The organism is Buchnera aphidicola (Melaphis rhois) (assembly GCF_005080745.1).
GTDB lineage: Bacteria > Pseudomonadota > Gammaproteobacteria > Enterobacterales > Enterobacteriaceae > Buchnera_B > Buchnera_B aphidicola_AT.
Genome location: NZ_CP033004.1, coordinates 227,533 through 243,205 on the forward strand (window position 1 = coordinate 227,533; position 15,673 = coordinate 243,205).

Genomic DNA, 15,673 nt, shown 5'->3' on the forward strand with positions numbered 1-15,673 from the left:
TGATATGATTATAGTTCTTTTTTTATCCAGTGACTAATATACTGAAACCATTTTTTAAAAATATTTTTAGTTTCATTATGTTTTTGATAATGTTGGAAATGTTCTTTCCCATAGTATAGCAAACCTATTGCAGTAGAATAGTTAGATTTTGAAATATCATGATTTACTAAGCTGCTAATTTTAGTTGGTATTCCTATTCTTATAGGCATATTAAAAATTTTTTTAGCACTGCTTTTGAGCGATTTAATTTGTGCAGCACCCCCAGTAAAAACTATTCCTGATCTAAATTGATAAGAGTGATTTAATTTTTTGAGTTTTTCTTGTATATTTAAAATTTTGGTATTTATTAAATGTAATAATTCAGTGTATCTTGGCTCAATTACTTCTATTAGCGTACTTTGTTTGAATGTTTTGATATGTTTATTGTTATCATTAGTTATTTGAATTTGTTCACATAGTTCTGATGAAGAACAAGCTTCGGCATATCCGTATTGAATTTTTATTGTTTCAGCTTGCACGAAAGGAATATTAAACGCATAAGATATATCATTTGTTACAGTATTTCCAGCGTATGGAATAACACAGCTATATTGTAATATACCGTTAGTGTATATAGTAATATCTATTGTTCCGCTTCCAATATCTGCCATGCATACACCTAATTGACATTCATCTTTGGTTAGTACTGCTTTACTAGAAGCTAATCCAGAAAAAATAATATGATTAACTTTTAAACCACATGCTTCTATTGCTTTAATTATATTTTTTTTCATTTCAGAATTACATGTAATCAAATGGACTTTTGCTTTTATTCTTTTACCAGATAGTCCAATAGGATTATTTATACCAGAGTGTTCATCAATGTAATATTCTTGTGGTATGATGTGCAAGATGTGATGTTTATCTTTTATTCGTACGCATTTTGCTGTATGTATTACATTATCTATATCGTTTTTTGTAACTTCGTCATTATATATAGGTACCATTCCTATTTCATTTTGACAAGTTATATATTTATTAGATAGTGCTAAATATACAGAAGATATTTGGCAGTCAGCCATGTTTTCAGCTTGATTAATAGAATTTTTTACGCATTTTATAATCGATTTTAAATCGTTTATTATGCCTTGGTTTATTCCTTTTGAAGGACAAATACCAATTCCAATAATGTTGACTATACCATCTATTAACATTTCTCCTACTAAAGTAACTACTTTAGTAGTGCCAATATCTAACCCAACTATTAAATCTCTATTTCTTTCTTTAATCATGTTTTTGTTTGGCCTATACTTATATTATTTCCATTTTATGGCTATACCTGATTTATATCTTAAATCAATATATTGTATTTTTTTTCTTTTTACCTTTTCTTGATATTTTAAAATGTTCCAAATGTGCGTCAATTTTTTTAGCTGTGCAGAATTACTAATTCTACCTATAATTATTTCAATATTTTCTTGAGTTAGAAACTTTAATGAATGCTGTGGAGTTAGTAGGATAGATTTTAATAATATGTTGTTATTTTTTAGTATATTTTTTATTATGTTGTAGTTTTGTAAAATTTCTTTTTCACTATTTTTTGGTCCATAAAAATATGGAATATTGTTGATAGTTAATTTTTGTAATATATTTATTAGCGTTCCTTGTTTGTCTAGTATGTATGTATTATTCCAATAAGCAATAGGGTGAATATCTACAATATGAATCAGTAATTTATCAGGCCATTCTTTTTTCACTGTTACTGACTTGATGGAAGGAAACGTTTTTAGTTTGTGTTGTATAAAAGTATCATACTGAGAGAAAAAATTACATGTTCTTCTTAGAGATAAAATAAAATGTTTAAGTTCTGTAATATTTAGTTTGTGAAATGTTCCTGTAATTATTAAGTTGCATAGTTTTTTTTTAGACAACTGTTGTGACATTTTTATAAGTATACAACTATTTACTACTATAAAAATAGTTGTATATAATATTATTATGTATTTTAATATAATCCATACATTTTTACTATTTAATTTACATTTCATTTCGTATTATGTGTTTATTATGTTTGTTTTAATTAGCTGATTTTAAGATTTTTAGAACTAACTTTTGAAAAGATATTTTAGCGTATTTAGCAGCTATAGGTATTAAGCTGTTCTTTGTCATACCAGGACATGTATTTATTTCCAGTAACCAAAATGTTTGAGAATTGTCCATTATTAAGTCAATTCTTCCCCATCCTGTACAACCAAGAACATTCCAAGCTTTTCTTATTATTTTTTTTAGTTCTATTTCTTTATTATTACTTAATCCACTAGGACAAAAGTATTTGGTTGCTTTAGACGTATATTTAGATTCGTAGTTGTAAAAAATATTACTTGGACATATCCGAATTGTAGGAAGAATTTCGTCTTCTAAAATGCCAATAGAATATTCTGATCCATATATAAATTTTTCAATAAGTATATCATTATCATATCGAAATGCTGTTGTACAGGCATTGTATAAATAATCATATGAATGAATAAGTGATATACCAATACTAGATCCTTCAGTATTAGGTTTAATAATTAGAGGTAATTTCAATTCAGAAACGTTATTTATGAGTGTTATTGCAGTCATTGTTTTAAATTGTTTAATATTTATAAAATAATAAGGAATAATTGGTAAATTGATGCTATGCCATAGTAATTTTGTTTTCATTTTATCAATAGAAATAGCAGATGATAAAATTTTACTTCCTGTATAAGCGATATTTAAGTGTGTTAATACTCCTTGTATAATTCCATTTTCACCTTCTTTTCCATGTAAAGCAATAAATGCCTTTTTAAATCCTTGGTTAGGTAACTGATTAATGGGAAAGTATTTTGTATCTATAGGATACGCATTTATTTTAGATTTTAGTAAATTATTTAATATGTTGTGTCCAGATAATAATGATATATTTCTTTCTTGGGATGTACCACCAAATAGTACTGCTATTTTTTCAATCATAAAATTATTCCTTATTCAATTTTTTAAGGTTTTTGATAATATAATCATCTATTATAACGTTTATGTCTCCGGCGCCTTGTATTAACAGTAAATCGTTTCCTGATAATTTTTTTATCAATGTTGTAAATATCGTATTATAGTTGTATATCAAAGTAATTGACATTTTTTTATATTTGTATAATTCATTATATAAAGTTAGACTATCTGATCCTGAAATTATATTTTCGTTAGCTGAATACACTTCTAAAATGAAAAGTTCATCTACTTTTAGTAAAGTATTTATAAATTGATCAAATAAATAATAAGTACGAGTGTATCTATGAGGTTGAAATACCATTATTAAGTTTTTTCTTGGCCATCCAGATCTAGCAGTATCGATACTAGCAGAAATTTCGTTTGGATGGTGACCATAGTCTTTAATAATAGTAATTGTTTTATTTTTGTCCAATTGGTTATTAATTAAAAATTTTCCACATAATTCGAATCTTCTTTCAACACCTCTAAAATTTTTTAATGATTTAAGAATATTAATATCGCTAATGTTTTCTTTGGTTGCAACAGTTATTGCTGCTGTTGCATTAAGAGCATTATGTTTACCTGGTATATTTAAAGTTACATGTAATGTTGGCTTATTTTTCCTTGTTACTGTAAAATTACTAGAAAATTTTTGTTGCTTATATTCGCTTATTTGTACATCAGAATCTAGACTAAATCCATAAGTAATAATATTGCAATTTATCGATGAAATAATACTTCTGGCGTTTTTGTCATCTATGCATATTATTACTGTTCCATAAAAAGGGAGATTTTTAATAAATTTAATATAAGCTAATTTAATATTATCGAAATTTTCGTGATAGTTTTCTAAATGGTCATTGTTAATATTAGTTAATACAATTATAATTGGTCTTAAATATAAAAAAGAAGCATCACTTTCGTCTGCTTCTATTATGTAATAAGGACTATTTCCTAATTGAATTTTGTTGTTTTTGTTCTTTATATATCCTCCATTTATAAGTGTTGGATCTAAATTACTATTATAGAATATGTTAAAAGTTATTGCAGAAGTAGTGGTTTTTCCGTGTGTTCCGGAAAATGCTATCCCATATTTATATCGTATTATTTCTGCAAGCATTTCTCCTCTTAATATTATAGGTATGTTTAGAATTTTAGCTTGTATTACTTCAGGATTATAATGCGAGATTGCACTGGATATTACTACAACGTTAGCATTCTTAACATTTTTTTTTGAGTGTTTAAAAAATATTTTTACTCCTAAATTAATTAACTTTTTTGTAATGCAAGTATGAACTAGGTCAGATCCGCTGACTATATAACCTTGTTTTAGCAAAATTTCAGCTATTCTACTCATTCCTACGCCACCAATTCCTACAAAATGAATGTAATTTACATTGTTCATTTTAGTTATGAGAAAGTTAAGATAGTCGTCATGTTTTTTAGTTTTCATAATTAGTGAATATATGAAGTTGTTATATAATTGTAGATTAGTAAAATTCAATGATATTTTAATTAATATTATTTGTATTTTCGATAATAGTAGTAATAGTTTTAGTAGGATTATTTTTATGCTTAGAATATATTTTTTTTGCCATAATAATAAGTTTCTTGCGAGTTATTTTTTCTAAAATTTTAATTATTTTATTTTTAAGAAGACAATTTTGTTCTACTATTATTGCTCCCCCTTTTATTTGTAATGGATAGGCATTCCAGTACTGATGTTTGTTTCTGTGAGGAAAAGGGATAAATATAGCTGGAAGACCAATGTATTCAATTTCACTTACTGTAAGTGCACCGGAACGACAAACAACCATATCAGCCCAACTATATGCTTCGGCCATATTTTTGATAAAATCAGTTATTTTATATGGATGTATTTCAAACTTCTTATAGTTTTTTAACGTTTTAATTATATTGTTTTTTCCTGCTTGATGCCAAATGATAATTTTATTTTTTAAAGTATAAGCTATTTTAGGAAATGTGATATTAAGTATATTAGCTCCTTGACTTCCACCTAAAATCAATATTTTAAGTGGACCAATTCTGTATTTAAATCGAGACATGGGATTTGGTAAATCCATAATTTTTTTTCTTAATGGGTTACCTACTGTTTCTGCATTTAATGCTGTTTTCGGAAATGCTTGCATTACACGAGTTGAAAATTTGGATAATATTTTATTAGATAATCCCATAGTTCTATTTTGTTCATGAATTAATAATGGTTTTTTATATAGAATTGATACTAACCCTCCTGGGAAAGAGATATATCCTCCCATTCCTAATATTATATCAGGATTTATTTTTTTTATAATTGAGCTAGCTTGATAACAAGATCGAAAAATTTGAAAAAAAAATTTAATTAAATTAAAAATATTTTTTTTTTAATAGTGCGTATGTTAATATACTCAATAGGAATTCCATGATTAGGTATTATATTAGATTCCATTCTGTTAGACGTGCCTAGCCAAGATACATTCCAACCTCGTTTTATTAATGCATTAGCAATAATTAGCCCAGGGAAAATATGTCCACAAGTACCACCAGCCATAATCATTATTTTTTTTTTCATTTGAAGTCCTGATAAAAATTTATTTTTATTCGTGTTTCGAAATCGATTCGTAACAATATAGCAATAGAAAGAGAAATAACTATTAAACTAGACCCACCGTAGCTAAGCAGTGGTAGAGTTAATCCTTTAGTTGGTAATATTCCGATTGCAGTACTAACGTTAATTAAAGTTTGACTAGCAATCCATACACCAATTGAATGAGCTAAATAGCCAGAGAAAATATCGTTATTATTTAATGCATTTCTACTGATATTTAATGCTCGAAACACAATAAAAAATATCATAGATAATATGATAGAAATTCCAAGATATCCTAATTCTTCACCTATTATTGAAAAAATAAAATCAGTATGTGCTTCAGGTAAATATTCTAACTTTTGAATAGATTGTCCTAGACCTACTCCGAAGACATTTCCTCTTCCTAACGCCATTAGCGATTGTGTTAATTGGTAACCCTTCCCGAATGGATCGTTCCAAGGATTTAAAAAAGATAATATTCGTTCACTACGATAAGGTGTAATCATGATTAATATAGTAGTTATTATTATACCTAAAAATATAATAGGTATAAATTTCCAAATTTGAACACCAGAAATAAATAGCAGAGATAATGTAGTTATAAAATATATAGCTACTGTTCCTAGATCTGGTTCTATTAGCAGTAATATTGATATAATACATACTATTCCTATAGGTTTAATAAATCCAAAAAAACTATTAATAACTTCATGATGTTTACGTGATAGATAACGAGATAAATAGCATAATAGAGTAAGTTTAGATAATTCAGCAGGTTGTATATGTATTAAACCTATTTTGATCCATCTAGAAGAACCATTAATTGGAATACCTATTATCATAACTAGCAATAACATAATAATAGATATTAGAAGAATCTTTATACTATGATTGTTCCAAAAAAATATAGGAATTTGAAGAACAATATTTACTAAAAATAGGGTTAATATTAAATATACAATTTCCTTTTTTGTAAAAAAAAATAAATCTTTATGTATATGATTAGCTATTGGCATAGAAGCAGAAGTTACCATAGTCAACCCGATCAGTATCAATATTATTGTACACCAAACTAATGTAGAATCGTATAGTTTTATTTTACTTAACGTTCTAGTATGTTTTTTTTTTGTTTTTTTTTGAATAGCAAATATTTAAGCTTCATTGATGTATGTCTTTTATTAACTTCATAAAAACATTTCCTCGTTCTTCAAAGTTAGAAAATTGGTCTACACTACTACAAGCAGGAGATAATAGAACTATATCATGTGGTTTTAGTATTTTTTTTATAAAATATACTGTATCTTTTAATGTATTTAAACACATTGATTTCTCAGGGAACAGTGTGGATAATGTTCGTTGACTTTTTCCATAGCAATAAATAATTATGTTTTCGTGTTTTAAATAGGGTTTTAATAAAGAAAAATCGGCTAGTTTTCCGTCTCCTCCTAATATTAATCTAATTTTTCCTATTACATATGGCAATAAGTTATTAATAGCTGATTGCGTACTACCAATATTTGTAGATTTAGAATCGTTAATCCATACAACATTATTTCTTTTATATACAAATTGAAAACGATGAGGTAATCCTAAAAATTGTTGTAGTGCTTTCAAACTAATTTTAATATCAATATTTAAATTATGAACAATAGATAATGCAGATAATGCATTTATATAATTGTGTTGACCTGATATTAATAGTTTATTAGTATTTAACAATTTTGTTGATTTATAGCATAGCCAAATACAATTGTATATTTTTTTTAAGTGGTATTCTCCTTTTTTAACGCCAAACGTAATGTTAGGTCGTGTTTTGATGTCTTTATTATATGATAATTCATCTTCTAAATTTAGAATAGACAATTTTGCTTTGTTATAAATTTTTAGTTTTTTTTGTCTATATTCAGTCATTCCTAATGGATACCTGTTCATGTGATCGGGACTAATATTAAGTACGCTTGCAATTTCAGGTTTCAGAGTAGAAGTAGTTTCTAATTGAAAACTAGATAATTCTAGAATATATAATTCTGCTGAATGATTTAAAATATTTAGTGCAGGAATACCTATATTGCCCCCCATATACACTTTTAGACCAGATAATTGCAATATATTATTTACCATAGTTGTTACTGTACTTTTACCATTAGATCCAGTAATAGCAATTATAGGAACATTTGTTTCTCTGACGAACAATTCAATGTCTCCGATAATTTCAATACCTTTTTTATGAGCATATATTAATGCTGGATGAGACAATGTTATTCCAGGACTTTTGATAATTAAATCAGATTCTCTGATCCATTCGTAATTTATTGAACCTATATGATAAGTTATATTTTTGAATAGTTTTATATTTTTAATATACTTTGAATTTGAATCGAAATTCATTATTTTAGGATAAATTTTTCGAGATACAAAAAAATGTAAGCAAGAAATTCCTGTTAATCCCATTCCAAGTATTAGTATTTTTTTTTATGATAATTATACATTTTAGTTAATCTTAAATATACAAGTTAAGCCCAGTAAAGTAAATACAAAAGCAATAATCCAAAATCGAACTATTACTCTCGGTTCGGGGCAAGTGGTTAATTCATAATGATGGTGAATTGGCGTCATTCTAAATATTCTTTTCTTTCTTAATTTAAAATATGTTACCTGAATCATTACTGATAAAGTCTCTATAATGAAAATTCCGCTCATAATGAAAAATATTATTTCTTGATGTAATAATATAGCTATTGTTCCTATCATTCCTCCTAAAGGAAGAGATCCAATATCTCCCATAAATATTTTTGCTGGATATGTATTAAACCATAAAAATCCTAATCCTGATCCGATAATAGCTGAACAAAAAATAGCAAGTTCATTAATATGAGCTATATACATGATATTAAAATATTTTGCACAATTTAAATTTCCAGAAATAAATGATAATATACATAATCCTATAGATATAAAAACAACAGGAATAATTGCTAATCCGTCTAAACCGTCTGTTAAGTTTACAGCGTTACTAGATCCAACTAATATAAAATATGATAAAAGTATATATATTATTCCAATATGAATCACAACATTTTTTTTAATTGGAAGTATTAATTGAATAAAAAAGTTATTTTTTGTGTTATAACATATTATTGTAATTAAAAAAATGGAAAATATAGATAGAAAAAAAAGTTTCCACTTAGATGATAATCCTTTGGATGTTTTAAAGTAAATTTTTTTATAATCGTCTATTAACCCGATTATTCCAAATCCTATTAAAACTATTAATGTGTATCGAATATATATATTTAATAAATTTGACCATAATAAAACAGATACAAGAATAGAAGATAATATTAGTAACCCCCCCATAGTTGGTATATTTTGCTTTTTATAATGTGTTTTCGGTCCTTTATTCCTAATAATTTGATAAATTTGGTATTTTTTTAAGTATGTAATTAAGTGTGATCCAAATATTAGAGAGAAAGATAATGACGTCAACAAACTGATAAGAGATCGATAGATTAAATATGATAACTGGTTAAAATTTGTATTAAAAAAATGCTTAATTATGAGAACAAGCATAAGTATATTCCTGAATTAGTTTTTGTACTATGACTTCTAACTTTTCGCTTCTAGATCCTTTCACTAGAATTGTTATTTTTTTATATAAAAATATTTTTTGTATTAAATTATTAATTAATACTTTCGGTGAAGTATAGTGATATCCTTTTTTACTGTTTTTACTTATTTCCTTACTTAATGTACCAATACTCATAACTTCATTTATTTTGGAAGCAAAACAAACGTTTCCGATCATTCTATGATATAAAATACTTGCCGCTCCGAGTTCAGATATATTTCCAGAAACGAAAATTGTATACCCTGGCATATTTTCTAAAATTTTGATTGCTGCAATCGTTGATGCAATATTAGCATTATAAGTATCATTAATAATTATTTGATATTTATTTAGTTTAATAATTTCTAGTCTTCCAGGAATAGTTGGAGCTTTAGATAGTCCACGTTGAATATATTTTAGAGGAATATTTAATGAAATTGCTATAGCTGCAGCAGCGAGGGCGTTAGAAACATTATGAAATCCTAACAAAGGTAAATCAATATTTGTTTTTCCATGTGGAGAATGTAGTATAAAAGAAGAACCATTATTATTTAGAACAATGTTACTCGCAAATAAGTCGTTTTTTTTTTATTGAAAACCAAATTACATTTTTTGTATTTATATTTTTTTTCCATCTTGACCAATGGTGGCTATCTGCATTAAATATGGCTATACCAGTTTTGGATAATCCAATAAAAATTTCTTGTTTTGCTTTAGAGACTCCTAATAATGATTTAAATCCATCTAAATGAGAATAATGAATATTGTTTATTAGTACTATATTAGGTTTAGTTAATTGTGTTGAATATGAGATCTCTTTATGATGGTTAGCACCAATCTCGATAACAGCATATTTGTGTGATGAAGTAAGATTTAATAATGTCAGTGGTACTCCAATATTATTGTTTAAATTTTGAAATGTCGATAAAGTTTTTCCGCAATGTCGTAATATAGAAGTAGTAATTTCCTTAACAGATGTTTTTCCAGATGATCCAGTTAATGCAATAATATGTGATTTACTTTGTTTTCTTATCCAGAATGCTATTTTACCCAAAGCTATAGTAGTGTCTTTTACAATAATTTGTGGTATATCTGATTTAATTTTATTTTCTACTAATATTGCAGAAGCTCCTTTTATTATTGCTTCATTAATAAATCTATGTGCATTAAAACGCTTTCCTAATATAGCAATAAATAGACATCCTGGAATGATTTTTTTGGAATCTATGCTAATGGCATTAAAAGTTAAATTATTTTTTTTATAAGTATCGTTGTGGAAATACATACCGTTTGTAATTGAACATAGTTGATTAAGAGATATTTGGATCATATTTTTATTCCAATAATTTTTTAATTACTTCATGATCAGAAAAATGATACCTTTTATTTTTTATAATTTGGTATTTCTCATGACCTTTCCCTAATATTGCAATACAATCGTCAATATTAGCGTGAGTTACGGCAAAAGTAATAGCGTTTTTTCGATTTAATATGATATAAATATTTTTTTTATATGTACATTTTTCTAAGATATCTTCAATAATTTGTTTTTGATTTTCATTTCTTGGATTGTCATTAGTTAAAATTATATTGTCAGCTATTGTTTCGGCAACTGCCCCCATTAAAGATCGTTTTGATTTATCTCTATCTCCTCCACAACCAAAAACACACCATATTTTATTATGATAATATATTTCACGAATGGTTTTTAATACATTTCTAAATGCATCTTCGTTGTGTGCATAGTCAATGATAATTGATGGTTTGTTTGGAACTTTAAATAATTGCATTCTTCCATAAATAGCTTGTATTTTATTACATGTCTTTATTAAATAAGAAATTGGATATCCTAATTCTAGAAGTGTTGCTAGAGCTAATAATAAGTTAATAACATTAAATCGTCCAAATAATTTACTGTTGAGTACTCCTTCTCCCCAACTAGATTTAAAGTAAATATCAGTTTGAGATTTTTTATATATTATATGATGTGCAAATATCCATTTTTTAAACGATGAAAAATTAAAAGTTTGATGTGTACTAACTATAATAACATTGTTTTTTGGCAACTTTTTAATCCAGGTTCTTCCAATATTATCATCAGTATTAATAATAAACGTTTGTATTCTGTTTTGAGAAAAAAATTTCCATTTTGCTTGTATATAGTTTTCTAAATTTATATGGTAATCCAAATGGTCAGATGTAATATTGGTAAGTATTGCTATGGAAAAGTAAAGTTTAGATATTCGATTTTGAGCTATTCCATGTGAAGAAATTTCCATAGCAATAATTTTAATGTGTTTTTTTAACATTTTTTTTAAGAATCTTTGTATATTAACAAAAGATTCTGTTGTATTTACGGATGGTTTGAGATCATTATAAGTTCCATTTCCTAAAGTGCCCATAATGCCTATTGTTCGTTTTAGTAGGTAACTCCATTGAGCAATAAGGTGAGTTACAGAACTTTTTCCATTGGTCCCGGTGACTCCAATAAGTGTTAACTCATTTTTTTTTTATTATAGTTTTATTTTGCATTGTAAATAAGTATTCAAAGTATTTTATAAAATGTATCATAAAATTTTATTATGTATAACATTTCTATAATATTTTGTTGTATTAAAATAGTCTCCTGCTATGTATATTAATACGTTTATCAAAATATTCTTATGGGTATTACGTATAACATTGTAAAGCATGATATGAATACACGGTAGTTGTATTAATTTTTAATTATTTTATTGTACTTGTATTGATATATGTAATTTAATTATATTGATCTGATAATATAATAATTTTTTAAACCATTTATATGGATTTATTATTTTAATATTTTAATAGATATCATCAGGTTTAATATTAATTATTCTTAATGCAAAGTTCATGATTGAGCTAAATACTGGAGCAGAAATTGTTCCTCCATAATATTTTCCTGCTTTTGGATCGTTGATCATTACAATAAGAGAAAATTTTGGATGACTAATTGGAGCAACACCTACCGTATAAGATATATATCTATTAACATATTTTCCATTTATATTTACTTTTTTTGAAGTTCCTGTTTTTGCTGCAACTTTGTATCCTCTAATCGCTGCTTTTATTCCCACACCTCCTGGTTTAGTCACGGATTCAAGCATTTTTAATACAATTTTTACTAGAGATTTAGAAAATACTTGTACTTCATTAGTTTTTTTATGAGTTTTAATAATAGATAATGGCTTAGACAAGCCGTATCTACCGATGATTGTGTAAACATTTGCTAATTGAAGGGGTGTAACCATCAATCCATATCCGAAAGAAAATGTAGCTTTGTCTAAATCAGACCATTTTTTTTTTGTGGATATATTCCTTTTTGTTCTCCTATTAATCCTAAGTTAGTTGATTTCCCTAAACCAAATTTAGAATAAACATCAGTTAGTGCAGATACTGGCATTAGAAGTGCTAATTTAGATACACCTGTATTACTTGATTTTTTTAGGATATCAGTAATTGATAATTTATTATGATACGATACGTCTTGTATTGTATGTTGGTTTATTTCAAATGGAGTAGTGTTAATTACAGATTTTGGTGTTATAATTTTATTTTTTAACGCTTGCATGATTACCATAGGTTTAACTGTAGATCCAGGTTCAAATATATCAGTAATGGCTTTATTTCGAATTAATTCCATAGATACTTTTTTTAAGTTATTTGGATTATATGTTGGGCTATTAGCCATAGCTAAAATTTCACCAGTTTTTATGTTTGTTAAAATAGCTGTTCCAGATTTAGCTTGGTTAAAATTAACAGCATTAGTTAATTCACGATATATAATAGTTTGTAATCTTATGTCTATACTTAAATTTATGTTGTGTGGTATATTTTTTTTAACTAATGTAACTTTTTCAACGATATTTCCAAACTTGTCGGTTCTAATTTTTCGCTTTCCTGGGGTTCCTATAAGTATCTTATCAAAACTTTTCTCTAACCCTTCAATTCCTATTCCGTCAACGTCAGTTAATCCGATTAATTGTGAAACTAGTTTTCCAGATGGATAATATCTCTTAAAATCTTCAGTAACGTACATTCCAGGCAAGTTTAATTTTTTTATGTATTCTCCAACTTTTGGACTAACTTTTTGTGCTAAATATGTAAAATGACTATTTTTGAAATGATGAATTTTATATATAATTTCTCTTAGAGGAATAGATAATACTTTTGATAATTCTTTCCATTTTTCATTTATAACAATTTTTTTTTTAAAAAAAATTTTGGATCTATACTAATATTGTTTACAGGTATACTTAGAGCCAATATATTTCCTGATCTATCTTTGATAATTCCTCTTGAATTAGGTTCTAATTGTATTCTAGATGATATTAAATCGCTTTTCTGTATTAATTGTTTAGTATTAAATAATTGTAATATAGTTATTTTAAAAAAAATTATAGTAATAGAAGTAATAATTATACTAAACAAAATAATAAAACGGTTATTAGTATAGTAACGTTTTTTTGTAAAGTTATTAATTTCTATGTTATTAACAATATATTTCATGAGTATAATAACTTCCTATTTTTTTGGTTCTGATTGGATAATAATTTTTTCTTTAAATGGATCAACATATGTCATATTTAATTTTTTTATAGCGTTCTGTTCAACTCTACTATGAGATGTTAATAAACTTCTTTCTATAATTAAAGTGTTCCATTCTGATTCTATTTTGTTTTTAATTATGTTTAATCGCTCTTCTCGTGAAATTAATAATCGTGTTTTCTGGATAATAGTAATTAATAAGATTGAAGATATTGTAATTATTAATAGTAAAATTAGTATATATTTATAAAATTTTATTAAATCGTTTAGAATAATTTTAGGTAAATGATAATAATTATTGTTCATTGATATTTTTCTTTTCAGAAATTCTTAAAATTGCACTGCGTGCTCTTGGGTTAGTGTTAATTTCGATTTTCGTTGGTATAACTTTATCGATAATTTTTAATGTGATTTGTTTTAAATTACTTAATTGTATTTCATTAATTCCAATTCCAGTTGGAATAAATGGTGGTTTACTATTTTTTAGTATGAATTTTTTAACTATACGATCTTCAAGTGAATGAAAACTTATTACTGATAAACGCCCTTTGTAAGTTAATATTTTTAATGCATATTTAAGAACCTCTCTAAGTTCGTTTAATTCTTGATTGATATGTATTCTAATAGCTTGAAAAGTTCTTGTAGCGGGATGTTTTTTATTTTTTGGAACAATTTTTTTTATAAGATTTGATAATTCGATAGTTGTAGTAATAGGTTTAATTTTGTTTTGCTGAACAATTTTAATAGCTATTTTTTTTGCAAAACGTTCTTCTCCAAATTCGTATAAAACTTTCGTAATAGATTTAACATCAGATTTCATTAACCATTCAGAGGCTTTAATTCCCACTTTTGGATTCATACGCATGTCAAGTGGTCCATTTAATAAAAAAGAAAATCCTCTATTTGGATTATTTAGTTGCATAGACGACATTCCTAGGTCTAATAATATTCCGTCAATTTTTTTAGTATTATTTCTTTGAAAATTTTTTAAAATTTTTGAAAAATTACCTGGAATGATATGAAACCTATTATCGCATATTTTTTTCGCTATATTAATAGAATATGGATCTTTATCAATAGCATATAATGTTCCTCTATCGTTTAAATGTTCTAAAATCTTTTTTGAATGACCTCCGAATCCAAATGTACAATCAATATAAGTTCCGTTTTTTTTGATATTTAACGATTTAATTACTTCTTTTGTTAAGACAGGAATATGATTTAAATGTATATTATTCACGTTTTTGAGTACAACACTTTAATATTTAAGTTATGTAATTTATATATGTTAACTGATATATTTTATATTTTAATGATACATTGTATTTATATAAAATAATTAAATATCATATAATAAAAATCGTATTGGTTGAATATTACGCTTAACAATATATACAATTATGATTATATATAAATTGTAGTTAGATTACTAATTTCTAGAAATACTTATGATTCCTGATCGAGAAATTTCAATTATTTCTGATATATCTCGTATTACAGCTAGATATGAGTTTATTTTATTACTGGTTCCTGATAGTTGTACCGTATAATGTAAAGATGTTACATTAACAATAATACCTTGAAAGATATCAGTAATTTGTTTTAGTTCTTTTCGTGTACTACTTGTAATACTTTTGATTTTAATTAATATAATTTCTCGTTCTAAGTGATTTTCATATTCTATTTCGGTGACTTGTAAAACATCTATTAACTTATGTAATTGTTTTTCTATTTGTTCAATTACTTTTTCATCTCCTTCGGTTTGTATAGTCATTTTTGATATAGACGAATCTTCTGTTGGCGCGACTGTTATACTTTCTATGTTATATCCTCTTTGTGAAAATAGTCCTACTACTCGTGATAATGCTCCAGATTCGTTTTCTAATAAAATAGATATAATTCTTTTCATAGTA

Annotated in this window: 14 protein-coding genes and 3 pseudogenes; all 17 read right to left on the reverse strand. The window is 25.9% G+C overall.

Translation table 11 applies throughout. From position 1 onward, the window contains the following. Nucleotides 1-8 precede the first annotated feature (8 nt). The 17 genes and pseudogenes from ftsA to ilvN all read right to left on the reverse strand — a co-directional run bounded on the left by ftsA (nucleotide 9) and on the right by ilvN (nucleotide 15,669). Nucleotides 9-1,271 carry a cell division protein FtsA gene (gene ftsA, locus D9V73_RS00990; protein ID WP_158336431.1) on the reverse strand — a complete coding sequence of 421 codons (1,263 nt, stop codon included), beginning with the start codon at nucleotides 1,269-1,271 and terminating at the stop codon, nucleotides 9-11. A gap of 24 nt (nucleotides 1,272-1,295) precedes the next feature. Continuing rightward, complete coding sequence (locus D9V73_RS00995) at nucleotides 1,296-2,027, reverse strand: cell division protein FtsQ/DivIB (protein ID WP_158336432.1); 732 nt, start codon at nucleotides 2,025-2,027, stop codon at nucleotides 1,296-1,298. Nucleotides 2,028-2,055: 28 nt separating this feature from the next. Further along, nucleotides 2,056-2,976, reverse strand: a complete 921-nt coding sequence (locus tag D9V73_RS01000) for a D-alanine--D-alanine ligase (RefSeq protein ID WP_158336433.1) — start codon at nucleotides 2,974-2,976, stop codon at nucleotides 2,056-2,058. Between the two features lie 4 nt (nucleotides 2,977-2,980). Next, entirely contained in the window at nucleotides 2,981-4,444 is a 1,464-nt protein-coding gene (gene murC / locus D9V73_RS01005; protein WP_158336434.1) for a UDP-N-acetylmuramate--L-alanine ligase, read from the reverse strand. 58 nt (nucleotides 4,445-4,502) lie between these two features. Continuing rightward, a pseudogene (gene murG, locus D9V73_RS01010) lies at nucleotides 4,503-5,563 on the reverse strand (undecaprenyldiphospho-muramoylpentapeptide beta-N-acetylglucosaminyltransferase). Continuing rightward, nucleotides 5,560-6,732: a cell division protein FtsW gene (ftsW, locus tag D9V73_RS01015; protein WP_315984283.1), complete on the reverse strand. Its 1,173-nt coding sequence runs from the start codon at nucleotides 6,730-6,732 to the stop codon at nucleotides 5,560-5,562. Before ftsW ends, murG begins: the two are co-directional and overlap by 4 nt. A gap of 7 nt (nucleotides 6,733-6,739) precedes the next feature. Further along, a complete protein-coding gene (gene murD, locus D9V73_RS01020) occupies nucleotides 6,740-8,047 on the reverse strand; it encodes a UDP-N-acetylmuramoyl-L-alanine--D-glutamate ligase (RefSeq protein ID WP_261979204.1) in 1,308 nt (435 codons plus the stop codon). A gap of 24 nt (nucleotides 8,048-8,071) precedes the next feature. Beyond that, nucleotides 8,072-9,151 (reverse strand): phospho-N-acetylmuramoyl-pentapeptide-transferase, encoded by a 1,080-nt coding sequence (mraY, locus tag D9V73_RS01025; protein WP_158336437.1) that lies wholly within the window; start codon nucleotides 9,149-9,151, stop codon nucleotides 8,072-8,074. Continuing rightward, nucleotides 9,132-9,677, reverse strand: coding sequence for a glutamate ligase domain-containing protein (locus D9V73_RS02895; RefSeq protein ID WP_261979189.1), 546 nt, complete (start codon nucleotides 9,675-9,677; stop codon nucleotides 9,132-9,134). The genes mraY and D9V73_RS02895 overlap by 20 nt, the downstream gene beginning before the upstream one ends. Before the next feature lie 9 nt (nucleotides 9,678-9,686). Next, nucleotides 9,687-10,518, reverse strand: a pseudogene (locus D9V73_RS02900) (Mur ligase family protein); the annotation flags it as partial. Between the two features lie 4 nt (nucleotides 10,519-10,522). Continuing rightward, nucleotides 10,523-11,680: pseudogene (locus D9V73_RS01035) on the reverse strand (UDP-N-acetylmuramoyl-L-alanyl-D-glutamate--2,6-diaminopimelate ligase); the annotation flags it as partial. A 336-nt stretch (nucleotides 11,681-12,016) separates the two neighbouring features. After that, complete coding sequence (locus tag D9V73_RS03000; RefSeq protein WP_261979191.1) at nucleotides 12,017-12,463, reverse strand: penicillin-binding transpeptidase domain-containing protein; 447 nt, start codon at nucleotides 12,461-12,463, stop codon at nucleotides 12,017-12,019. A 32-nt stretch (nucleotides 12,464-12,495) separates the two neighbouring features. Beyond that, the gene (locus D9V73_RS03005; protein ID WP_410051761.1) at nucleotides 12,496-13,434 is read right to left on the reverse strand and encodes a penicillin-binding transpeptidase domain-containing protein; all 939 of its coding nucleotides are present in this window, start codon (nucleotides 13,432-13,434) and stop codon (nucleotides 12,496-12,498) included. Then, nucleotides 13,407-13,721: a hypothetical protein gene (locus D9V73_RS03010; RefSeq protein ID WP_261979192.1), complete on the reverse strand. Its 315-nt coding sequence runs from the start codon at nucleotides 13,719-13,721 to the stop codon at nucleotides 13,407-13,409. The genes D9V73_RS03005 and D9V73_RS03010 overlap by 28 nt, the downstream gene beginning before the upstream one ends. 15 nt (nucleotides 13,722-13,736) lie before the next feature. Continuing rightward, on the reverse strand, nucleotides 13,737-14,066 hold the full coding sequence (gene ftsL / locus D9V73_RS01045; RefSeq protein ID WP_158336439.1) for a cell division protein FtsL: 330 nt from the start codon (nucleotides 14,064-14,066) through the stop codon (nucleotides 13,737-13,739). Beyond that, a complete protein-coding gene (rsmH, locus tag D9V73_RS01050) occupies nucleotides 14,056-15,000 on the reverse strand; it encodes a 16S rRNA (cytosine(1402)-N(4))-methyltransferase RsmH (RefSeq protein ID WP_158336440.1) in 945 nt (314 codons plus the stop codon). The genes ftsL and rsmH overlap by 11 nt, the downstream gene beginning before the upstream one ends. Before the next feature lie 189 nt (nucleotides 15,001-15,189). Further along, entirely contained in the window at nucleotides 15,190-15,669 is a 480-nt protein-coding gene (gene ilvN / locus D9V73_RS01055; protein ID WP_158336441.1) for an acetolactate synthase small subunit, read from the reverse strand. Nucleotides 15,670-15,673 lie beyond the last annotated feature (4 nt).